18 protein-coding genes and 1 pseudogene are annotated in these 21,744 nt (G+C 62.1%); 11 read left to right on the top strand and 8 right to left on the bottom strand.

Annotation, left to right across the window (positions count from 1 at the left end; all coding sequences use genetic code 11):
- Positions 1 to 39 precede the first annotated feature (39 nt).
- The 5 genes from NL123_RS25490 (at position 40) to NL123_RS25510 (ending at position 4,562) form a co-directional block, all read left to right on the top strand.
- Positions 40 to 1,008, top strand: coding sequence for a LysR family transcriptional regulator (locus NL123_RS25490; RefSeq protein ID WP_122719937.1), 969 nt, complete (start codon positions 40 to 42; stop codon positions 1,006 to 1,008).
- Between the two features lie 213 nt (positions 1,009 to 1,221).
- A complete protein-coding gene (locus NL123_RS25495) occupies positions 1,222 to 2,196 on the top strand; it encodes a 2-hydroxyacid dehydrogenase (RefSeq protein WP_248486284.1) in 975 nt (324 codons plus the stop codon).
- 132 nt (positions 2,197 to 2,328) lie between these two features.
- Positions 2,329 to 3,231, top strand: coding sequence for a chemotaxis protein CheV (locus tag NL123_RS25500; RefSeq protein WP_071494091.1), 903 nt, complete (start codon positions 2,329 to 2,331; stop codon positions 3,229 to 3,231).
- A complete protein-coding gene (locus tag NL123_RS25505; RefSeq protein WP_248486282.1) occupies positions 3,228 to 3,710 on the top strand; it encodes a GNAT family N-acetyltransferase in 483 nt (160 codons plus the stop codon). Before NL123_RS25500 ends, NL123_RS25505 begins: the two co-directional genes overlap by 4 nt.
- A 108-nt stretch (positions 3,711 to 3,818) precedes the next feature.
- A complete protein-coding gene (locus NL123_RS25510) occupies positions 3,819 to 4,562 on the top strand; it encodes a YkgJ family cysteine cluster protein (protein ID WP_248486280.1) in 744 nt (247 codons plus the stop codon).
- On the opposite strand, the gene NL123_RS25515 is transcribed toward NL123_RS25510, so the two are convergent.
- From NL123_RS25515 to NL123_RS25530, 4 genes and pseudogenes are all read right to left on the bottom strand, one after another.
- Positions 4,540 to 5,646, bottom strand: coding sequence for a methyl-accepting chemotaxis protein (locus NL123_RS25515; protein ID WP_494358342.1), 1,107 nt, complete (start codon positions 5,644 to 5,646; stop codon positions 4,540 to 4,542). The genes NL123_RS25510 and NL123_RS25515 overlap by 23 nt on opposite strands.
- 195 nt (positions 5,647 to 5,841) lie before the next feature.
- Positions 5,842 to 6,123, bottom strand: a pseudogene (locus tag NL123_RS25520) (PAS domain-containing protein); the annotation flags it as partial.
- Between the two features lie 107 nt (positions 6,124 to 6,230).
- The gene (locus NL123_RS25525) at positions 6,231 to 7,001 is read right to left on the bottom strand and encodes a transporter substrate-binding domain-containing protein (RefSeq protein ID WP_248486275.1); all 771 of its coding nucleotides are present in this window, start codon (positions 6,999 to 7,001) and stop codon (positions 6,231 to 6,233) included.
- 165 nt (positions 7,002 to 7,166) lie between these two features.
- Positions 7,167 to 7,400, bottom strand: coding sequence for a hypothetical protein (locus NL123_RS25530; RefSeq protein ID WP_010213018.1), 234 nt, complete (start codon positions 7,398 to 7,400; stop codon positions 7,167 to 7,169).
- 214 nt (positions 7,401 to 7,614) lie between these two features.
- Here NL123_RS25530 and NL123_RS25535 point away from each other — a divergent pair, with 214 nt between their 5' ends.
- From NL123_RS25535 to NL123_RS25560, 6 genes are all read left to right on the top strand, one after another.
- On the top strand, positions 7,615 to 8,781 hold the full coding sequence (locus tag NL123_RS25535) for an efflux RND transporter periplasmic adaptor subunit (RefSeq protein ID WP_494356608.1): 1,167 nt from the start codon (positions 7,615 to 7,617) through the stop codon (positions 8,779 to 8,781).
- Entirely contained in the window at positions 8,778 to 11,867 is a 3,090-nt protein-coding gene (locus NL123_RS25540; protein ID WP_494356609.1) for a multidrug efflux RND transporter permease subunit, read from the top strand. Before NL123_RS25535 ends, NL123_RS25540 begins: the two co-directional genes overlap by 4 nt.
- A 25-nt stretch (positions 11,868 to 11,892) precedes the next feature.
- Positions 11,893 to 12,570 (top strand): heavy metal response regulator transcription factor, encoded by a 678-nt coding sequence (locus NL123_RS25545; RefSeq protein WP_494356610.1) that lies wholly within the window; start codon positions 11,893 to 11,895, stop codon positions 12,568 to 12,570.
- Complete coding sequence (locus NL123_RS25550) at positions 12,560 to 13,924, top strand: heavy metal sensor histidine kinase (protein ID WP_494356611.1); 1,365 nt, start codon at positions 12,560 to 12,562, stop codon at positions 13,922 to 13,924. Before NL123_RS25545 ends, NL123_RS25550 begins: the two co-directional genes overlap by 11 nt.
- A 268-nt stretch (positions 13,925 to 14,192) precedes the next feature.
- Entirely contained in the window at positions 14,193 to 15,515 is a 1,323-nt protein-coding gene (locus NL123_RS25555; RefSeq protein ID WP_494356612.1) for an OprD family porin, read from the top strand.
- An 86-nt stretch (positions 15,516 to 15,601) separates the two neighbouring features.
- Positions 15,602 to 17,095 (top strand): GGDEF domain-containing protein, encoded by a 1,494-nt coding sequence (locus NL123_RS25560; RefSeq protein ID WP_494356613.1) that lies wholly within the window; start codon positions 15,602 to 15,604, stop codon positions 17,093 to 17,095.
- A gap of 195 nt (positions 17,096 to 17,290) precedes the next feature.
- Here NL123_RS25560 and lpxC read toward each other — a convergent pair whose 3' ends face one another.
- From lpxC to NL123_RS25580, 4 genes are all read right to left on the bottom strand, one after another.
- Positions 17,291 to 18,202 carry a UDP-3-O-acyl-N-acetylglucosamine deacetylase gene (gene lpxC / locus NL123_RS25565; RefSeq protein WP_003171886.1) on the bottom strand — a complete coding sequence of 304 codons (912 nt, stop codon included), beginning with the start codon at positions 18,200 to 18,202 and terminating at the stop codon, positions 17,291 to 17,293.
- A 112-nt stretch (positions 18,203 to 18,314) separates the two neighbouring features.
- Complete coding sequence (ftsZ, locus tag NL123_RS25570; RefSeq protein WP_017526184.1) at positions 18,315 to 19,520, bottom strand: cell division protein FtsZ; 1,206 nt, start codon at positions 19,518 to 19,520, stop codon at positions 18,315 to 18,317.
- A gap of 73 nt (positions 19,521 to 19,593) precedes the next feature.
- Entirely contained in the window at positions 19,594 to 20,856 is a 1,263-nt protein-coding gene (gene ftsA / locus NL123_RS25575; protein ID WP_025855584.1) for a cell division protein FtsA, read from the bottom strand.
- A 15-nt stretch (positions 20,857 to 20,871) separates the two neighbouring features.
- Positions 20,872 to 21,741: a cell division protein FtsQ/DivIB gene (locus NL123_RS25580; protein WP_058422950.1), complete on the bottom strand. Its 870-nt coding sequence runs from the start codon at positions 21,739 to 21,741 to the stop codon at positions 20,872 to 20,874.
- Positions 21,742 to 21,744: the final 3 nt, after the last annotated feature.

Below are 21,744 nucleotides of genomic sequence, written 5' to 3' on the forward strand. Positions count from 1 at the left end.
CTTTCTGTCACAATTTGTTATCTCCCCTGAGAACACTCCATGGACACTTTGCAAAACATGCGCGCCTTCAGTTGCGTGGCCGAGGCCGGCAGCTTCACCGCCGCCGCCGTGCAACTGGATACCACCACTGCCAATGTGTCGCGCGCGGTCTCCAACCTTGAGGCCCATCTGCAAACCCGCTTGCTCAACCGCACCACCCGGCGCATTGCACTGACCGAGGCAGGTAAACGCTACCTGCTGCGCTGTGAACAGATCCTGGCCTATGTCGAAGAAGCCGAAGCCGAGGCCAGTGACGCCCACGCCCGTCCCGCCGGGCAGTTGAAAGTGCACACCATGACCGGCATCGGCCAGCATTTCGTCATCGACGCCATCGCTCGCTATCGCCGTACTCACCCGGACGTGACCTTCGACCTGACCCTGGCCAACCGCGTGCCGGACCTGCTCGACGAAGGCTATGACGTGTCCATCGTGCTGGCCAGCGAACTGCCGGACTCGGGCTTCGTGTCCCAGCGCCTGGGCATCACCTACAGCATCGCCTGTGCCTCGCCGGATTACGTCAAGACCAAAGGTTGCGCACAGCGCCCACAGGATTTGCTTAACCACGCCTGCCTGCGCCTGGTCAGCCCGGTGATTCAGCTGGACAAGTGGACCTTCAACGGCCCCGAAGGCCAGGAAAGCGTGGCGATCAACACCTCGCCGTTCCTGGTGAACTCGGCGGATGCGATGAAAACCGCGATCACCAGCGGCATGGGTGTCGGCCTGCTGCCGGTGTACGCGGCCATCGAGGGCCTGCGCAACGGCACCCTGGTGCGGGTCATGCCCAACTACCGTTCCCAGGAATTGAACCTGTACGCCATCTACCCCTCGCGCCAGTACCTGGATGCGAAAATCAAGACCTGGGTGGAATACCTGCGCGGCTCGTTGCCGGAGATTCTGGCGGCGCATCAGGCGGAACTGGTGGCGTATGAATTGAGTGGCAGCCTCAGCGGTGCTCGCCTGGCGAACTGATCTTTCCCAGGTGATACAGATTAAATGTGGGAGGGGGCTTGCCCCCGATAGCGGTGCGTCAGTCACCAGATGTGTTGGCCGATACACTGCCATCGTGGGCAAGCCCCCTCCCACATTTTTCTCTGCCCACTTTAGGTCTGCCGTCCCCTGACAACAGTGGCAAGGAATGTTAGCGTGCTTGGCATTCCTCCGTAGTCGATGAGCCCGCCTGCAATGAAAAAGACTGTCCTCGCCTTCAGCCGCGTCACCCCGGCAATGATCGAACGCCTGCAACAGGATTTCGAAGTGATCGCGCCCAACCCCAAGCTGGGCGACATCAATGCTCAATTCAATGAAGCCCTGCCCCACGCCCACGGCCTGATCGGCGTTGGCCGCAAGCTGGGCCGCGAGCAGTTGCAGGGCGCAAGCAAGCTGGAGGTGGTGTCCAGCGTGTCGGTGGGCTACGACAACTACGACGTGGCGTACTTCAACGAACGCGGGATCATGCTCACCAACACCCCGGATGTACTCACCGAAAGCACCGCCGACCTGGCCTTCGCCCTGCTGATGAGCAGCGCTCGCCGGGTGGCCGAGCTGGACGCCTGGACCAAGGCCGGCCAGTGGAAAGCCAGCGTCGGCGCGCCGTTGTTCGGTTGCGATGTGCACGGCAAGACCCTGGGCATCGTCGGCATGGGCAATATCGGCGCGGCCGTGGCTCGGCGTGGACGTCTGGGTTTCAACATGCCGATCCTGTACAGCGGCAACAGCCGCAAGCAGGCGCTGGAGCAGGAGCTGGGCGCACAGTTTCGCAGCCTGGACGCGCTACTGGCCGAGGCGGATTTCGTGTGCCTGGTGGTGCCATTGAGTGAGAAGACCCGGCACCTGATCAGCACCCGCGAGCTGGGGCTGATGAAGTCCAGCGCAATCCTGATCAATATTTCCCGCGGCCCGGTGGTAGACGAACCGGCGCTGATCGAAGCCCTGCAAAGCCAGCGTATCCGTGGCGCCGGGCTGGATGTGTATGAACAGGAGCCACTGGCCGAATCGCCACTGTTCCAACTGAACAATGCGGTGACCCTGCCGCACATTGGCTCGGCCACCCATGAAACCCGCGAAGCCATGGCCAACCGCGCCCTGGACAACCTGCGCAGCGCCCTGCTGGGCCAGCGCCCGCAGGACCTGGTAAACCCGCAAGTCTGGAAACACTGACCGAACATTAATGTGGGAGGGGCCCCCTCCCACATCGACTTCCGTCCGGCACGAAATCCGGTTAAAGCCTGGCTCACTCAAGTCGATAACCTTCCATAGATGTTCGTCATCCCTGATCCACAGAAGGTTTTTATGTCCACCACCAAAGCCCGCGCAGACTCACTCTCGCTTCTGCTCTTTACCTTGCGCAGCGGCAAGCTGATGGCGATCAACCTGCTGAAAGTCAGCGAAATCATCCCATGCCCGCCGCTGACCAAGCTGCCGGAGTCCCACCCGCATGTGAAAGGCATCGCCACCCTGCGCGGCAATTCGCTGGCGGTGATCGACCTGAGCCGCGCCCTCGGCGAAATGCCCCTGGCAGACCCGGACGGCGGCTGCCTGATCGTTACCGATGTGAGCCGCTCCAAGCAGGGCCTGCATGTGCAAGCGGTGAGCAAGATCGTGCATTGCCTGACCACCGACATCCGCCCACCGCCCTACGGCTCCGGCGGTAACCGTGCGTTTATCACCGGGGTGACCCAGGTGGAAGGCGGCCTGGTGCAGGTGCTGGATATCGAAAAAGTCATCCACGGCATCGCCCCGGCGCCGATTGAAGCCGCGCCCACCGACCTGACCATGGAAGAAGCCGAAGTGCTGGGCAATGCGCGCATCCTGGTGGTGGACGACAGCCAGGTCGCGCTGCAGCAATCGGTACACACCCTGCGCAACCTCGGCCTCACTTGCCACACCGCGCGCAGCGCCAAGGAAGCCATCGATGTGCTGCTGGAGCTGCAAGGCACGGCGGAGCAGATCAATGTGGTGGTGTCGGACATCGAGATGTCGGAAATGGACGGCTACGCCCTCACCCGCACCCTGCGCGAAACCCCTGATTTCCAGCACCTGTATATCTTGCTGCACACCTCCCTGGACAGCGCGATGAACAGCGAAAAAGCCCGGCTGGCCGGCGCCGACGCGGTGCTCACAAAGTTCTCTTCTCCCGAGTTGACCAAGTGCCTGGTGGTGGCCGCTCAAAGCGTGGCGCAAAAAGGCCTGTGAGCGAATACTTCCAACTGCTGCGCCGCGACCTCACCGGCAGCCTGCCCGCCCCGCTGTGGCCGGCGGGTACACAGTTGGATCATTACCGTGACGAGCTTGCACCCGCGATTCATGCGGTGTTGCGCATGACCCAGGACCAGGGCGGCGGCCGCGTCCCCCACCTGGAAACCTGGCAACAACAATTCACCACCGACGCCGAGTTCGACCCCACGCTGTGCCTGGTGGCGAGCAACCACGACGGTATTCTCGCCGTCGCGCAATGCTGGACCAGCGCGTTCATCAAGCACCTCTCCGTTCACCCTTGCGCCCAAGGCCAGGGCTTGGGCCGCGCGTTGTTGCTGCACAGCTTCCATACCTTCAAGCAACGCGGCGAGCCCTATGTGGACCTCAAGGTATTGGAAAGCAACCTGCGCGCTCGGCAGCTGTATGAGAGCGCAGGCATGAGATTTGTCCTACGCGACGTAGTGACAGAGGACTGACAGGCACTGGCGTGTAACTTGCTTCCAGAGAGACAAAACGGTGAACAGAGGTAAAAACCCGTCACCGTTCTTGCGTGCCCTCTGACCTAGCCTGGTGACAGATCTGCCATGAACACTCAATTTTCCTGCGTAGGTTGCGGCAAATGCTGCTCCGATCATCACGTCCCCCTGACCCTCGAAGAAGCCCGCCAGTGGGCGGCCGACGGCGGCAGCGTCATCGTCCTGGTGGAAGGTTTCCTGGGCAATGGCCTGGGCCTGCCCCCACAACAACGCGAACATGCCGAACGCCGTTCGGTGGTCGTGCCCAGCGGCAACACCGAGGCGTTTGTGGCAATCACCTTTGCCGCCTACAACGCCGGCCCCTGCCGGAATCTTGACGAGGACAACCGCTGCCGTATCTATGAGCGCCGCCCGCTGGTGTGCCGCATCTACCCGATGGAGATCAACCCGCATATCCCATTGAACCCCGCCGCCAAGGATTGCCCGCCGGAGTCCTGGGAGCAGGGGCCGGAGCTGATCGTGGGCGGCCAGTTGATGGACCCGGAACTGGCGCAGTTGATCCAGCGCTCACGCCAGGCCGACCGTGATGATGTGCAGACCAAGGAAGCGGTGTGCGCCTTGCTCGGCATTCGCACCACAGCACTCAAGGGGGATGGGTTTACCGCTTACCTGCCGGACATGGGCGCGTTTGCCCAAGCGATCGAGTTGGCGATGGGTCAGCCGTCCGTGGCCAACGAGTGGGTGTTCCATGTCTCGGGGATGGACATCGCCGAGCAAGTGCTGGATGCCGGGGCGCAGATCGCCACCGAGGTGCCGGCCAACTACGCGTTTATCTCGTTGCGCGCGGCCTAGACCAGAACTCACGCGCCAGCTGGCGCAGATCCTCCGCCAGTCCGGCCACGTCGCTTGAACTGAGCCGGCTCTGCTGCCCGGCACTGACGGTGGCCTCGCCGGCATCACGGATGCCGACGATGTTGCGATTGATGTCCTCGCTCACCGTGCTCTGCTCTTCCACGGCGGTTGCAATCTGCTGGCTCATGGCGGTGATTTGCATGACGCGCTGGCTGATGCCATCCAGTGCGGCGGCGGCCTGCTGGGCTTGTTTGACACTGGCTTGGACATGCTCGCCACTGTGGGCCATCGCCTGCACCGCGTCCCGTGCGCCGCCTTGCAGGGTACTGATCATGCGCTGGATTTCGTCGGTCGATTGCTGGGTGCGCTGGGCCAGGCCACGCACTTCATCGGCCACCACCGCAAACCCGCGCCCTTGCTCACCGGCCCGCGCCGCTTCGATAGCCGCGTTCAGGGCCAGCAGGTTGGTCTGCTCGGCAATCGTGCGGATCACTTCCAGCACGCTGCTGATTTCACCGCTGTGGTTTTCCAACTGGTGGATCACCTGCGTGGCCCGCGCCAGCTCCTGGGACAAGCGCAACACCGCATCACGACTTTCATCCACACGCAGGTGGCCTTCACGGGTTTCGCTGCCGGCCTGCTCGGCCGCCCTGGACGCCTGCTGGGCATGGTTGGCCATTTCGGCCACGCTGGCGGCCATCTGGTGAATGGCTGCCGCCACCTGGTCGGTCTGGGTCTGCTGGCCCAGGCTGCTGGCGTGACTGCTGTCAAGGTGCTGCACCAACCGTGCGGCGTGGCCGGAGAGGCGCTGGGCGGCATCACCAATACGCCCGACCACCGCGCCCGCTTGGGCTTCGAGCATGTGCAGGGCGAACTCGATCTGCCCACACTCATCACCGCGCCCGGTGTAGATCACCTGGCTCAGCGGGTTGTCGGCCACCCAGCGCGCCCGCCGTTGCAGTTCAGCCAAGGGCCGCAACATCAGCCGCACGCCAGCCGCCCCCACCGCACACCCCGCCACCAACGCCAGTAACTGCCAGACCAGCGCGTAGCCCGTCAGGCTCAAGCCCAAGGCCCAGGTCACCGCGCAAGTGGCGATGACCCATGCCGACAATTTCACCCCCATGCCGACGACCGGCCAGGACAGCCGCTTACCCGCTCGCAAGCGCGCATACATCCGCTCCGCCACTGCGATCCTGTGCGCATCCGGCTTGGTACGCACCGATTGATACTCCACGGTCGCGCCCTCTCGGGTCACCGGTGTGGCATACGCGCTGACCCAATAGTGGTCACCGTTTTTGCAGCGGTTTTTCACCATGCCCATCCACGACCGGCCGCTCTTGAGGGTTTGCCACATATGGGCGAACGCCTCGGCTGGCATGTCCGGATGGCGCAGGACGTTATGCGGCGCACCCAGCAGCTCGTCACGGCTGTAGCCGCTGATGTCGATGAAGTCCTGGTTGGCGTAGGTAATCGCGCTGGTCAGGTCGGTGGTCGAAAGGATGTTGGCGTCGGGGGCAAAGTCCACATTCCGACCGGTGACCGGCAGATTGATCTTCATGGAGAAGCGCGCTCGTGATTGTTAGGGGAGTCGGCAGGGCGTCGACTCTAAGCGCACCGAGGGGGCAAATACTGATCCAGCTCATGTTCTGCGCAATTAATTAGCCATCACGGCACGTCCAGCCGATAAGGCGCGACGATCCGCTGGTACTCGCCATTGTGCTTGAGCTGCTCAAGCGCACGGTTAAGCTCGACACGCAGCGCCGTGTCGGTATTGCGCAGCGCAATCGCAACACCATTGCCCAACAGCTCAGCACAAACGGCGGGGCCCAGGAAGTCGAAGTCCTGGCCGGCAGCCGTGTCGAGCAGGGCCTCGCGAATTTCCACAGTGCCCTGCAGGGTCGCATCGATATCGCCTGCCACCAGGCTGCGGACCAGTTCGTCGTTGAGCCAGAAACTCTTGATAATCACGCCTTTGCGCGCCCATTGCGAACGAACAAAGGCTTCTCGATTACTGCCCAGCAATACGCCCACTCGCTTGCCCTTGAGCGACCTTGGTAGCGGCATCAGGCCCGAGGTTCGACGTGCGACCAGGCGTGTGGTGAAGGGGTAGAGGTTGTCGGTGAAACTGACCCAGCGCCGGCGTAGTGGTGTAGGGGCAATACCCATGATTGCATCGAATTGCCGCGCTTCAAGACGTTCGAAGTCTTCGACCAGCACCTGGTCGACCCAAGTACAGCGCACATTCAACTGCTGGCAAAGGGCGTTGCCCAACTCGATATTCAAGCCGACCAACTGCCCTTGCGGGTTGCGGCTCTGGAAGGGCGGAAATTGCGCGGCAACGGCGAAGCGGATTTCGCGTCGCGGTTGATCAAGGCCTGCAACGGCATCCACCGCCAGCAACAGGGCAAACGCTACACAGAGGTGTATCAGGGCCACAGGAAACGTCCTTTTCCGGAAAGAGCGCCCTCCGCTGCGCCCTGTGGAAAAACCAGGGGGGCAGCGGAAGCTGTGCAAGCTTTCAAGAAACGGTCGCGGGCCTACAAGACGAAATAGCGACTGGAGCTGTAGGCAACATCCCGCAAATATTACAGTGGATTAATCTTAACGTTTACCCATGGAACGGCGGGTGCCCGGTGGCGCCATGCCTGGGGTCTTGGTGTGACCGTTCTTGGCGCCGTTCTTGTACCAGGGCTGGGCGGCATTCTTGGCCCCGGCCAGCTCACCCGGCTTGAAGGGGAATTTGAACGCCGGGATCTCGGCTTTTTCAACGCCTTCGGCGCTGGCCGGATCGACGAGGTCGGCCGCTTCAACAGGGGGTTGTGTCGGGGAAGTCATGGAAGCTCCGGAGCGTGCAAGAAATGACGCGGGGCCGGCTTGCGGGCCACGCTGGCGCGCAGTATACCTGCCCGCCTCGGATCTTTAACCACCACCCGTACGAATGGTCTGCCTTTACTGACAGCGCCGTCAGTTAGCGGTCACCTTGCTGACCGGGTTGGCAGGCTATAAAGGCCTCACACACTTCCAATCCTTTGCCCTGGCGCCTCACCCCATGCACATTCAACGCAAAACCGCCCTGATCGTGGCTGTCCTCGTGGTGTTGGCCGTTGCAGCCTGGACCTTGACCCGTCCAGCCAAAGCCAAACTGGCGGCGCCCACGGCGATTCCGGTGCGGGTGGTGAGCGTGGCGCAACAGGATGTTCCGCGTTTTGTCAGCGGGATCGGTTCGGTGCTGTCACTGCACAGTGTGGTGATTCGCCCGCAAGTGGACGGCATCCTCACTAAATTGCTGGTCAAGGAAGGCCAACGGGTCAAGGCCGGCGACCTGCTGGCGACCATCGATGACCGCTCGATCCGCGCCAGCCTCGACCAGGCCAAGGCGCAACTGGGCGAAAGCCAGGCACAGTTGCAGGTGGCGCTGGTCAACCTCAAGCGCTACAAGGCATTGAGCGTTGACGACGGCGTGTCCAAGCAGACCTATGACCAGCAGCAAGCCTTGGTCAACCAGCTCAAGGCCACCGCCCAGGGCAACCAGGCCGCCATCGATTCGGCGCAAGTGCAACTTTCCTACACCCAGATTCGCTCACCGGTCAGCGGCCGCGTGGGTATTCGCACCGTGGATGAGGGCAATTTCCTGCGTACCGCCGATACCCAGGGCCTGTTTTCCGTGACCCAGATCGACCCGATTGCCGTCGAGTTTTCCCTGCCGCAACAGATGCTGCCCACCCTGCAAAGCCTGATCGCAGCGCCCACCCCAGCCAGCGTCGACGCCTACCTGGGCGCCGACACCGACGGCCAGACCGGCGATTTGCTCGGCGAAGGCCACTTGAGCCTGATCGACAACCAGATCAGCTCCACCACCGGCACCCTGCGCGCCAAGGCCGAGTTCAACAACGCCTCGCAACGCCTGTGGCCGGGGCAACTGGTGACCATCAAGATCCAGACCGCCCTCGACAAAAACGCGCTGGTGGTGCCGCCGACCGTGGTGCAACGCGGTCTGGATTCGCACTTCGTGTACAGGGTCAACGGTGACAAGGTCGAGGTGGTGCCGGTGCAGGTGACGTACCAGGACAGCGACCTCAACATCATCAAGGGCGTGCAGGCCGGGGATGTGCTGGTCAGTGACGGCCAGTCGCGGCTCAAGGCCGGTGCGCAGGTGGAGGTGCTCAAGGAGCCGCCGCAGGTCATCCAGACCGTCGATGCCAAGGTGCAGCCATGAGCCGTTCGCCATCAGCCTGGTGCGTCGACCACCCGGTCGCCACCCTGCTGCTGACCTTCGCCCTGGTGCTACTCGGGCTGATTGCCTTCCCGCGCCTGGCCATCGCCCCACTGCCGGAAGCGGAGTTTCCGACGATCCAGGTCACCGCCACCCTGCCCGGCGCCAGCCCGGACACCATGGCCTCGTCCGTGGCCACGCCTTTGGAGGTGCAGTTCAGCGCCATTCCCGGCATGACCCAGATGACCTCCAGCAGTGCCTTGGGCTCCAGCCTGCTGACCCTGCAGTTCACCCTGAACAAGAGCATCGACACCGCCGCCCAGGAAGTGCAAGCCGCGATCAACACCGCGTCCGGCAAGCTGCCCAGCGATATGCCGAGCCTGCCGACCTGGAAAAAGGTCAACCCGGCGGACAGCCCGGTACTGATCCTCAGCGTCAGTTCCAACAGCATGCCCAGCACCGAACTGAGCGACTACGTGGAAACCCTGCTGGCCCGGCAGATCAGCCAGATCGACGGCGTTGGCCAGATCAACATCACCGGCCAGCAACGCCCGGCGATCCGCGTGCAAGCGTCCCCGGACAAACTCGCCGCCATCGGCCTGACCCTCGCCGATATCCGCCTGGCCATCCAGCAATCGAGCCTCAACCTGGCCAAGGGCGCGATCTACGGCGAGAACAGCGTGTCGACCTTGTCGACCAACGACCAGTTGTTCCACCCGGAGGACTACGCGCAATTGATCGTGTCCTACAAGGACGGCGCACCGGTACAACTGCGCGATATCGCCAAGGTCATCAACGGTTCGGAAAACGCCTACGTGCAGGCCTGGTCCGGCGACACGCCCGGGGTCAACCTGGTGATCTCGCGCCAACCCGGCGCGAACATCGTCGAGACCGTCGACCGTATTCAAGCCGAGCTGCCGCGCCTGCAAGCCATGCTGCCGGCGTCGGTGCAGGTCAGCGTGTTGACCGACCGCACCAAGACCATCCGCGCCTCCCTGCACGAAGTGGAAGTGACCCTGCTGATTGCCATCCTGCTGGTGGTGGCGGTGATGGCGCTGTTCTTGCGCCAATTATCGGCGACGATGATTGTGTCCAGTGTGCTCGGCGTGTCGCTGGTCGCCAGTTTTGCGCTGATGTACCTGATGGGCTTCAGCCTGAACAACCTCACGCTGGTGGCAATCGTGATTGCCGTGGGCTTTGTGGTGGACGATGCGATCGTGGTGGTGGAGAACATTCACCGTCATCTGGAGGCGGGCCTCGACAAGCGCGAAGCGGCGATCAAGGGCGCCGGTGAAATCGGCTTTACCGTGGTGTCCATCAGCTTCTCGCTGGTGGCGGCATTCATTCCGCTGCTGTTCATGGGCGGCGTGGTCGGGCGGCTGTTCAAGGAATTCGCGCTGACAGCCACCTCGACCATCCTGATTTCGGTGGTGGTATCGCTAACCCTGGCGCCGACACTCGCAGCGCTGTTCATGCGAGCGCCCACCCATCACGCCCACGACAAACCAGGTTTCAGCGAGCGCCTGTTGGCCGGCTACGCACGCAACCTGCGCCGCGCCCTGGCCCATCAACGCAGTATGGCGGCGATCTTCGTGGTGACCCTGGCCCTGGCCGTGGTCGGCTATGTGTTTATCCCCAAGGGCTTCTTCCCGGTGCAGGACACCGGATTTGTGCTCGGCACCAGCGAAGCGGCGGCCGACGTGTCGTACCCGGACATGGTCGCCAAGCACAAGGCCCTGGCCGAGATCGTCAAGGCCGACCCGGCGGTGCAAGCGTTTTCGCACTCGGTAGGCGTGACCGGCAGCAACCAGACCATCGCCAACGGCCGTTTCTGGATCGCCTTGAAAGACCGGGGTGATCGCGATGTGTCCGCCAGCCAGTTCATCGACCGCATTCGGCCGAAACTCGCCAAGGTGCCGGGCATCGTGCTGTATCTGCGTGCCGGCCAGGACATCAACTTGAGTTCCGGCCCCAGCCGCGCCCAGTACCAGTACGTGCTCAAGAGCAATGACGGCCCGACGCTGAATACCTGGACCCAGCGCCTCACCGAAAAACTGCGCGCCAACCCGGCCTTTCGCGACCTGTCCAACGACCTGCAACTGGGCGGCAGCATCACCCACATCAGCATCGACCGCCAGGCCGCCGCACGCTTCGGCCTGACCGCCACCGATGTGGATCAGGCGCTGTACGATGCTTTCGGCCAACGCCAGATCAACGAGTTCCAGACCGAGATCAACCAGTACCAAGTGGTGCTGGAACTGGACACCCAGCAACGCGGCAAGGCCGAAAGCCTCAACTACTTTTACCTGCGCTCGCCGCTGACCAATGAGATGGTGCCGCTGTCGGCGCTGGCCAAGGTTGACCCGCCCACAGTGGGGCCGCTTTCGATCAGCCACGACGGCATGTTCCCGGCAGCCAACCTGTCATTCAACCTGGCGCCGGGGGTGGCCTTGGGCGATGCAGTGATCATGCTCAACCAGGCCAAGAATGAAATCGGCATGCCCACCACCATCATCGGCAACTTCCAGGGCGCCGCCCAGGCGTTCCAGAGCTCCCTGGCCAGCCAACCGTGGCTGATCCTGGCGGCGCTGGTGGCGGTCTACATCATCCTCGGCGTGCTGTATGAAAGTTTCGTGCACCCGCTGACGATTATCTCGACCTTGCCATCAGCCGGGTTGGGGGCGCTGATCATGCTGTCGCTGATGGGCCAGGACTTTTCGATCATGGCCTTGATCGGCCTGGTGCTGTTGATCGGCATCGTGAAGAAGAACGGCATCCTGATGATCGACTTTGCCCTGGAGGCTCAGCGTGTCAGGGGCCTGTCGCCGGAAGATGCGATCTATGAAGCCTGCGTTACACGGTTCCGGCCGATCATCATGACCACCCTCGCCGCCCTGCTCGGCGCGGTGCCGCTGATGCTTGGCGCCGGCCCCGGTGCGGAGATGCGCCAGCCGCTGGGGATCGCGGTGGTCGGCGGCTTGCTGGTGAGCCAGGCGCTGACGCTGTTCACCACACCGGTCATATACTTGTACCTCGAGAAGTTTTTCCACCGGCCCAAACCAACGCCTGCGCTGGCGAGCACACACTGAGGCCCGGCCCTGGAGCAAAAGACTCATGCGTGTCCTGATTATTGAAGATGAAGAAAAAACCGCGGACTACCTGCATCGCGGTCTGACCGAGCAAGGCTATACGGTCGATGTCGCCCGCGAAGGTGTCGAAGGCCTGCACCTGGCGCTGGAGAACGACTACGCGGTGATCGTGCTCGACGTGATGCTGCCCGGCCTCGACGGCTTCGGCGTGTTGCGTGCGCTGCGTGCGCGCAAGCAGACACCGGTGATCATGTTGACCGCCCGTGAGCGCGTGGAAGACCGCATTCGCGGCCTGCGCGAAGGCGCCGACGATTACCTGGGCAAGCCGTTTTCGTTCCTGGAACTGGTGGCGCGCCTGCAAGCCCTGACCCGCCGCAGTGGCGGGCACGAGCCGGTGCAGGTCACCGTTGACGACCTGTGGATCGACCTGATCAGCCGCAAGGCCAGCCGCAACGGCCAGCGCCTGGACCTGACTGCGAAGGAGTTCTCGCTGCTCAGCGTATTGGCACGGCGCCAGGGCGAAATCCTCTCCAAGACAGCGATTGCAGAAATGGTCTGGGACATCAATTTCGACAGCGATGCCAATGTGGTGGAAGTCGCGATCAAGCGCCTGCGCGCCAAGCTCGACGGGCCGTTCGACACCAAGCTGCTGCACACTATCCGCGGCATGGGCTATGTGTTGGAGAGTCGCAGTGTCGGCTAACTCGATTGCCTTGCGCCTGAGCAGCATGTTCACCCTGGTGGCGGCACTGATCTTCCTGTTGATTGGCGGCGCGCTCTATCAACAGGTGGACCGCAGCCTTGGCCTGCTGCCGGGCGCCGAACTGGAGGCGCGCTACAGCGTGCTCGAATCGTCGGTGAATCGCTTCGGTACACCGGACCATTGGGTAAAGATACAGGCCAAGCTCAAGTTGCTGAGCGAGGAAGACAAACGCATCCGCTTCTGGGTCGTGAGCAGCGACCCGAACTACGAGTACGGCAACCCAGATGCGCAGATCCGCGCCTTCGCCGAAGGACGCACAGGTAAGCGCGACTTGCGCCTGGCCGGCGACAAACACCCGTTCAAGGTACTGGTGAGCCAGTTCCCGGCCAAGGATCAACGCCCGCCGCTGCGCTTCATGATCGCCATCGACACCGAGAACTTCCGCGCCACCCAGCATCACCTGCTGGTGGCGTTGATCAGCCTGGCTCTGGTAGGCGTGGTGCTGGCATCGTTGCTGGGGTTCTGGGTGGCGCGCATCGGCCTCAAACCGCTGGGCAAACTCTCGGACGAAGCGCAGAAACTCGCGCCGCCGAAGCTCTCCGGGCGCCTGCAGCTGTCGCCGTTGCCCCCCGAGTTGAGCCAGTTCGTCAATTCGTTCAACTCCACCCTCGACCGCGTCGAGCAAGCCTATTCGCGCCTGGAGTCGTTCAACGCCGATGTGGCCCATGAACTGCGCTCGCCGCTGACCAACCTGATCGGCCAGACCCAGGTGGCGCTGACCCGAGGGCGCTCGGCCGAGCATTATTTCGAGGTACTGCAATCGAACCTCGAAGAGCTGGAGCGCCTGCGTTCGATCATCAACGACATGCTGTTCCTCGCCAGCGCCGACCAGGGCAGCAAAGCCACCAAGCTGATCGAAAGCTCCCTGGCCGACGAAGTGGCCACGACCCTGGACTACCTGGACTTCATCCTCGAAGACGCCCAGGTCCAGGTGCAGGTCCACGGTGACGCCCTGGTGCAGATCGAGAAGGCCCACCTGCGCCGCGCGCTGATCAACCTGCTGAGCAATGCGGTGCAGCACACTGCGCCCGGCCAGGTCATCGCCGTGAACATCGAGGTGCAGGCGCATCAGGTCTCTATCGGTGTGACCAACCCCGGCGACACGATTGCCAGCGAGCACCTGCCGCGCCTGTTCGAACGTTTTTATCGGGTAGATGCGTCGCGCAGCAACAGTGGGGCAAATCACGGGTTAGGGCTGGCAATCGTCAAGGCGATTGCGTTGATGCATGGCGGGGATGTGTTTGTGCGCAGTGACAGCGGTGGGAATACCTTTGGCCTTACCCTACCGGTCTAGCACCTGACTGTTGCGATTTGGGCAACAGTCATTATCTTGTTACACTCTGTACCGCACCGCTCGCCTGCGTTAATTTGACGCATCGATGAGCGCGACGGCAAAGACAGCTTTCCCGCTTACCCGAATTTCCCTCGACTTATTTCCAGGGCTCTACACTGGGAATCTGTCTTAAAGCCGCTGACCTTCAGCGGCTTTTTTTTGCCGTCAAAAAAGGCCAGGCACCCCCAACGACACTGGCTGTTTCCGATTGACCAAAGGAGCTCCACCGGTGAAGAACTCGCTGACGTTCACCCCGTTATTCCTCGCAGTAGCCGCAACGATTACCTCCCTTGCCCACGCGGCAGACACCACCCCCGCCGACGGTTTCGTCGAAGGCGCCCACCTCAACATCAACACCCGCAACTACTACATGAACCGCGACCGGCGCGACATCCACACCGATGACAGCAAGGAGTGGGGCCAGGGTTTCATCGGCATCTTCGAATCCGGCTACACCCAGGGCACCGTCGGCTTCGGGCTGGACGCCCATGCCATGCTCGGCCTCAAGCTCGACGGCGGTGGCGGCACCGATGGTTCCAGCATCCTTCCGTATGGCAGTGGCAACGGCAAGGCACCCGGCTCGTTCTCCACGGCAGGCGGCACCTTGAAAATGCGCGCGTTCGATACCGAGCTGAAAGCCGGCGATCTGTTCCTCAATAACCCGGTGATCGCCGGCGGCGCGACACGCATGCTGCCGCAGACCTTCCGTGGCGTGAGCCTGACCAATCTCAGCCTGGACGGCTGGATGTTCGAAGGCGGCCAGGCCAGCTTCACCAAGCTCTACAACCAGAGCGGCCATCGCCGCATCGGCACCAGCTACGGCGCGCTGCCCAACACTGCCGACAGCCAGCACATGAACTGGGCCGGCGTGTCGTTCAGCGGCATCGACGGGCTGACCAGCAACCTTTACGCCGCCGAACTCAAGGATGTGTGGAACCAGTACTACTACGACCTGGACTACACCTATGCGCTGAATGACCTGGTCAGCCTCAACCCGGGCCTGCACTACTACCACACCCAGGACACCGGCCAGTCGCTGCTCGGCAGCATCGACAACAACACCTACAGCCTGCATTTCACCGTGGGCGTGGGTCACCACAGCGTCACCGCCGCCTACCAGCGGGTCAACGGCAACACGCCGTTCGACTACATCGCCCAAGGTGACAGCGTCTACCTGGACAACTCCCAGCAGTACTCCGACTTCAACGGCCCCAACGAACGCTCGTGGAAGCTCAAGTACGCCTACGACTTTGCCGGCCTCGGCCTGCCCGGCCTGACCTCGGCGGTGTCCTACATCAGCGGCAAGACCGACCTGACCAAGGTCGACCCGCAAAGCCGTGGCTACAGCGCCTGGTACAGCGCCGATGGCAAGGACGCCAAGCACTGGGAACGCGACATCGACCTGAAATATGTGGTGCAGGGCGGCAAGGCCAAGGACCTGGCGGTGCGCCTGCAATGGGCGACCAACCGCGGTGGCAATGGCTACGCGGCGGTGGATCGGGATGTGGACGAGTACCGCGTGATCGTCGACTATCCGATCAACGTGTTCTGAGGGGTGATTTTTTCTTTTTAACCAAGTATTTAATTTTCATCGGGTAGAACTAAACTGCCAGCATCCTCACCGCTGAAGTCTGCCCGATGAGTCCACGCCCTGTTCGTACCTCACCCGCACACCCTGAGTTGTTACTGATCCTGGGCAGCGGGCTCAGCGTCGCCCTGATTGTGATCATTGTCGCGGTGCTGTTGATGCGCGAACACGCCAGCACGCTCGAAGCGGCCAAGCGGTCTACCACCAACATCGCCCAATTGATCAATGCCGACGTGCTGCGTAACGTCGAACTGTATGACATGGCGCTCAACGGTCTGATTGCGGCCACGCAACGCGAAGACCTGTCCCAGGTTGCCGCCAATATCCAGCACCTGGTGCAGTTTGATTTGTCCACGGCGGCGCCTTTCAAAGGCGAGGTCCTGCTGCTGGACACCACCGGTACGGTTATCGCCGACTCCTCCACGCTGCGGCCCACGCCGCGTAATTTTGCCAGCCGCGATTATTTCCAGGTGCATGCCAAGGACGCCAACGCCGGCTTGTTTATCAGTCGGCCGTTCAAGGTCCGTTGCGACTGCGACCAGGTCTGGCGCATGGCATTCAGTCGACGTGTGTCGGGCCCCAAGGGAGAGTTTGCCGGCGTGGCGGTTGCGACCATGCGCCTGGCGTATTTCGATCAGCTCTTCAACACCCTGACCATCGGCAACGGCAGCAGCGTCAACCTGCTGAGCAGGAATGGCATTCTCCTGGCCCAGCAGCCGCTGCTCGAACGCGACATGATCGACAAGGACCTCAGTGACCGGCCCAACTTCAAGCGAATACTGCGTGACGGAAGCGGCAGCTTTCAGGCGATCTCTGCCATCAGTGGCAAAGAGCGCCTGTATACCTTTACCAATGTCGGTGAACTGCCGCTGATCGTGGTCGTGGCGCTGTCCAGCGAGGACGTATTCGCGCCCTGGAGTCGCGTGGCACTGCTGACCAGTAGTGCCACAGGAGTGCTCTGTGCCGGTTTGTTGTGGCTGACCTGGATGCTACGCCGGGAACTGCGACGGCGGCGGCGCGCTGAACGGGTACTGTCAGAACTGGCAGCCACCGATGCGTTGACGGGCCTGGCCAACCGCCGCGTGCTGGACGAACGCCTGCGCCTGGAGTGGGACCGCGCCCAACGCTCGACCGAGCCGCTCACGGTGCTGATGATCGATGTGGACCACTTCAAGGCGTTCAACGATCGTCATGGTCATCATGGCGGCGATGAGGCACTACGTAACGTGGCCCAAGTGATCGGTACCAACATCCGCCGCCCGGCCGACTTGGCGGCACGCTATGGCGGTGAAGAGTTTGCGGTGGTGCTGCCGGTGACCGACGCCAAGGGTGCCTCGGTGATCGCCGAGCATATCCGCAGCGGTGTCGAGCACTTGCCGCGAGTGGAGGGTGATGAGCAGCCGATTACGGTGAGTATTGGCATGAGTACGTGGGACAAGCGCAGTCGCCAGTCGCTGGAGGCGTTGCTGCTGAGTGCGGACCAAGCGCTGTATGAGGCCAAGCACAGCGGCAGAAACCGCATTGTCGATTCCGCAACCCTCTAAATAATAAACCCGACCTAATGTGGGAGGGGGCTTGCCCCCGATGGCGGTGCATCAGTGACAAATGCCTGGCCTGACCCGCTGCAATCGGGGGCAAGCCCCCTCCCACCCCTGAACCGAGGCAGAGTCAGAAAAAGTGCGCATAAAAAAAGGCCACCCGAAGGCAGCCTTTCAAAACTAAAGAAAGAGAGTTGTTACTTACACCGCCGCAACGGGACGCATGTAAGAGATCGGTGCGGTGCTGGCATCTTCGAAGGTCACGACTTCCCAAGCGTCTGTCTGCTCAATCAACTTGCGCAGCAGCTGGTTGTTAAGGGCGTGGCCCGACTTGAAGCCTTTGAACTCACCTATCAGGCTATTGCCCAGCAGGTAGAGGTCACCGATTGCATCGAGGATCTTGTGCTTCACGAATTCGTCTTCGTAGCGAAGGCCGTCTTCGTTCAGTACACCATCCGCGTCGACCACAATGGCGTTTTCAACGCTACCGCCGAGTGCGAGGTTGTGCTTGCGCAGGTACTCGATGTCACTCATGAAACCAAAGGTACGGGCGCGGCTGACTTCTTTTACGAACGAAGTACTGGAAAAATCCACGCTTGCACTTTGGGTGCGGTCACGGAATACCGGGTGATCGAAATCGATCTCAAAGCTCACTTTAAAGCCTTCGAACGGGACGAAGGTGGCGCGCTTGTCGCCGTCTTCTACTGTCACTTCCCGCAGAATGCGAATGAACTTCTTAGCTGCGTCCTGTTCTTCCAGGCCGGCAGATTGAATCAAGAATACGAAGGGTCCAGCGCTGCCATCCATGATCGGGACTTCGGACGCGGAGAGCTCGACGTAGGCGTTATCGATGCCCAAACCGGCCATGGCCGAGAGCAAGTGCTCCACCGTGTCCACCTTGACGTCACCGTTGACCAATGTGGTCGACATCGTGGTTTCGCCAACGTTTTCCGCGCGAGCAGGAATCTGCACCACAGGGTCCAGGTCGGCACGCACAAACACGATGCCGGTGTCGACAGGTGCAGGCTTGAGGGTCAGGTATACCTTCTCCCCGGAGTGCAGACCTACACCTGTGGCACGAATAATATTCTTCAGGGTGCGTTGTTTAATCATGGCTTGGACCGCTTCAGCGCAAATTGCGAACTGGTATCAACAAAGGCTGGCGATAATAGCAGACCAGACCTTTGCTGAACACCAATCACCTTCATAGCCCTGATACATTCCATCAATCGGCCTGACGACGCAGGAATGCCGGGATGTCCAGGTAGTCCAGATCATCTTGCGGATTCGGGCTACGGGACGCCGCAGCACCGGCCTGAGCCTGGTTGCGCATCACGGTCGGACGATCCAGGTCACGGTAGTTCACCGACGGCAGTTCCTGGCGCGAAGGCGCTGGAGCAGCAGCCGCCTGGCTGGCGTGGCTGGCCTGGCTGTTGTGCAGGGTGTTGTCGATGACCTTCACAGGCTTCTCGATTTTCGCGCCCAGGCCGGTGGCAACCACGGTCACGTGCAGCTCGTCGCGCATGTCCGGATCGATAACGGTACCGACCTTGACCATGGCGTGCTCGGAAGCGAAGGCTTCGATGATGCTACCCACGTCGGAGTACTCACCCAGGGACAGGTCAGGACCGGCGGTGATGTTCACCAGGATGCCGCGTGCACCTTGCAGGTTCACGTCTTCCAGCAGCGGGTTGCGGATGGCCGCTTCAGTGGCTTCACGTGCACGGTTCGGACCGCTGGCGCAGCCAGTGCCCATCATCGCCATGCCCATTTCGCTCATCACGGTACGGACGTCGGCAAAGTCGACGTTGATCATGCCTGGGCGCTTGATGATGTCGGAGATACCGCGAACGGCACCGGCCAGTACATCGTCAGCCTTGGCGAAAGCGGACAGCAGGCTTGCGTCCTTGCCCAGGATGGTCAGCAGCTTCTCGTTGGGGATGGTGATCAACGAGTCGACGCTTTCAGACAGCAGACGGATGCCTTCGTCGGCGATCTGCATGCGCTTGCGACCTTCGAACGGGAACGGACGGGTCACGACAGCGACCGTCAGAATGCCCATTTCCTTGGCCACTTCGGCAATGATCGGCGCAGCACCGGTACCAGTACCGCCGCCCATGCCGGTGGTGATGAACACCATGTTGGTGCCTTGCAGCACTTCAGCGATACGCTCGCGGTCTTCCAGCGCGGCTTGACGGCCGACTTCCGGGTTGGCGCCAGCGCCAAGGCCCTTGGTCACCGCAGTGCCCAATTGCAGGATGGTCCGCGCGCCGATGCTTTTCAGCGCCTGGGCATCAGTGTTGGCGCAGATGAATTCAACGCCTTCAATGTTGCTCTTGACCATATGGTTGACAGCGTTGCCGCCGCCACCGCCGACACCGATCACTTTGATGACCGGGCTTGCGGGGATGTTGTCTACGAGTTCGAACATGTTCCCTCTCCTTTCATTTCTCTAGTTTTTTCGCCTACTGCTTACAACGGTGTTGCGGTGTCGCGGTAAATCGTTAGAAGTTGCCCTTGACCCATGCCTGCAACCGCTCGAACAACGGCGCCTTGGCCTCGTCGTCGCTGCGGTAGCTGTCACGGTTACTCGGGCCCGACAGGGAAATGCCGTCGGTCTGCTTTTGCAGCCCGTACAACAGCAAGCCCACGCCGGTGGAATAAATCGGGTTGCGTACCACGTCGCCCAGCCCCTTCACGCCATGGGGCACGCCCAGGCGGACCGGCATGTGGAAGATTTCCTCGGCCAGCTCGACCGCGCCTTCCATCTTCGAGGTACCACCGGTCAGCACGATGCCGGCCGGGATCAAATCTTCGTAGCCGCTGCGGCGCAGTTCAGCCTGGATCAGGGTGAACAGCTCGTCGTAGCGTGGCTCGACCACTTCGGCCAGGGCCTGGCGCGACAGTTCGCGCGGTGGACGATCACCCACGCTCGGCACCTTGATGGTCTCGCCGGCACCGGCCAGCTTGGCCAGGGCGCAGGCGTAGCGGATCTTGATTTCTTCGGCGTACTGGGTCGGTGTACGCAGCGCCATGGCGATGTCGTTGGTCACCTGGTCACCGGCAATCGGGATCACGGCGGTGTGACGGATCGCACCCTCGGTGAAGATCGCGATGTCGGTGGTGCCGCCGCCGATATCCACCAGGCACACGCCCAGCTCTTTCTCGTCGTCGGTCAGTACCGAGTAGGCCGAGGCCAACTGCTCGAGAATGATGTCGTCGATTTCCAGGCCGCAGCGGCGCACGCATTTTTCAATGTTCTGTGCGGCGTTGACGGCGCAGGTCACCACGTGGACCTTGGCTTCCAGGCGCACGCCCGACATGCCCAGGGGCTCGCGCACGCCTTCCTGGTTGTCGATCACGTAGTCCTGCGGCAGGGTGTGCAGCACGCGCTGGTCAGCCGGGATCGCCACAGCCTGGGCAGCGTCGAGCACGCGCTCGAGGTCGGCCGAGCTGACTTCGCGGTCGCGGATCGCCACGATGCCGTGGGAGTTCAGGCTGCGGATATGGTTACCCGCCACGCCGACGAACGCCGAGTGGATCCGGCAACCGGCCATCAGCTGCGCTTCTTCGATGGCGCGCTGGATCGATTGCACGGTGGACTCGATGTTCACCACCACGCCCTTCTTCAGGCCCCGGGACGGATGCGTGCCAATACCGACGATTTCGATCGTGCCGTCTTCCCCGACCTCGCCCACCAGCGCCACCACCTTGGAGGTGCCGATATCGAGACCGACGATCATTTTGCCGCTTTGCACGTTTGCCATGGGTCCTGCCTCTTCTTAATTCTTCGCGACAGCGGGTTGCGCTGCCGTGGGCGCAGCCGGTTCACGCCAGCCGACGGCAAGGCCGTTGGCGTAACGCAGGTCGACGCTCGCAATGTTCGTAATCTGTTCTTTCAAGGTCTTGTCATAGATGGCAATGAAGCGGCGCATCTTTTCCACCAAGCGGTCGCGTCCCAGCAACAACTGGATGCCCGGGCCGGAACTGCCTGCCCCGGTCGTCAAAAACCAGCTGCCCCGTTCACGCAGTTCCAGGCGTGCAATGGAGAAGCCCAGTGGCCGCAGCATCTGACTCAAGGCCTGGTACTGCTGCATCACTTGCTGCTGCGCCCGCTGCGGCCCGAAGAGCTGCGGCAGATGCTCGTAGTTGGCCAGCTCACGCGGGGTGAACGCCTGGCCCTGGTTGTTCAACAGCGCTTCGTCACCCCAACGGGCCACGGGCAGTTGCTCTTCCAGGCGGATCGTCACCTGGTCCGGCCATACGCGGCGGACTTCGGCGTGGGCGATCCACGGCATCTGTTCCAGCTCCGAGCGCATGCCGGCCAGGTCGATGGTAAAGAAGCTCGCCGCCAGGTACGGGCCGATGCGCTGCTGTACCGCTTGCTGGCTGATGTAGCTCAAGTCGCCCTGCACGCTGATTTTGGTGATCGGCCGGTCGGCATACGGCAACAGACGCTGCGCGCCCTCGTAGGTTCCGAAGCCCAAGACCACCAGCAACACCGGCCAGTACAACGCCTTGAGGAAACCAAAGTTGGCTTTCGGCAGGCGCGCCGACATCGGCTCTTTAGCCACCATTCGGCTGGCACCCCGTGGCACCGGCTTGCGGCTCGGTGCTTGTGGGGGCTGATGACGAAGCGATGCGCCTTTCATGTC

The sequence above is a fragment of the Pseudomonas sp. FBCC-B1565 genome (assembly GCF_059133265.1).

What these genes read in the sequence shown, in the direction of transcription:
- NL123_RS25490 (WP_122719937.1), top strand. Translation starts at nt 40, where the DNA reads ATGGACACTTTGCAAAACATGCGCGCCTTCAGTTGCGTGGCCGAGGCC.
- NL123_RS25495 (WP_248486284.1), top strand. Translation starts at nt 1,222, where the DNA reads ATGAAAAAGACTGTCCTCGCCTTCAGCCGCGTCACCCCGGCAATGATC.
- NL123_RS25500 (WP_071494091.1), top strand. Translation starts at nt 2,329, where the DNA reads ATGTCCACCACCAAAGCCCGCGCAGACTCACTCTCGCTTCTGCTCTTT.
- NL123_RS25510 (WP_248486280.1), top strand. Translation starts at nt 3,819, where the DNA reads ATGAACACTCAATTTTCCTGCGTAGGTTGCGGCAAATGCTGCTCCGAT.
- NL123_RS25530 (WP_010213018.1), bottom strand. Translation starts at nt 7,400, where the DNA reads ATGACTTCCCCGACACAACCCCCTGTTGAAGCGGCCGACCTCGTCGAT.
- NL123_RS25535 (WP_494356608.1), top strand. Translation starts at nt 7,615, where the DNA reads ATGCACATTCAACGCAAAACCGCCCTGATCGTGGCTGTCCTCGTGGTG.
- NL123_RS25540 (WP_494356609.1), top strand. Translation starts at nt 8,778, where the DNA reads ATGAGCCGTTCGCCATCAGCCTGGTGCGTCGACCACCCGGTCGCCACC.
- NL123_RS25545 (WP_494356610.1), top strand. Translation starts at nt 11,893, where the DNA reads ATGCGTGTCCTGATTATTGAAGATGAAGAAAAAACCGCGGACTACCTG.
- NL123_RS25560 (WP_494356613.1), top strand. Translation starts at nt 15,602, where the DNA reads ATGAGTCCACGCCCTGTTCGTACCTCACCCGCACACCCTGAGTTGTTA.
- lpxC (WP_003171886.1), bottom strand. Translation starts at nt 18,202, where the DNA reads ATGATTAAACAACGCACCCTGAAGAATATTATTCGTGCCACAGGTGTA.
- ftsZ (WP_017526184.1), bottom strand. Translation starts at nt 19,520, where the DNA reads ATGTTCGAACTCGTAGACAACATCCCCGCAAGCCCGGTCATCAAAGTG.
- ftsA (WP_025855584.1), bottom strand. Translation starts at nt 20,856, where the DNA reads ATGGCAAACGTGCAAAGCGGCAAAATGATCGTCGGTCTCGATATCGGC.
- NL123_RS25580 (WP_058422950.1), bottom strand. Translation starts at nt 21,741, where the DNA reads ATGAAAGGCGCATCGCTTCGTCATCAGCCCCCACAAGCACCGAGCCGC.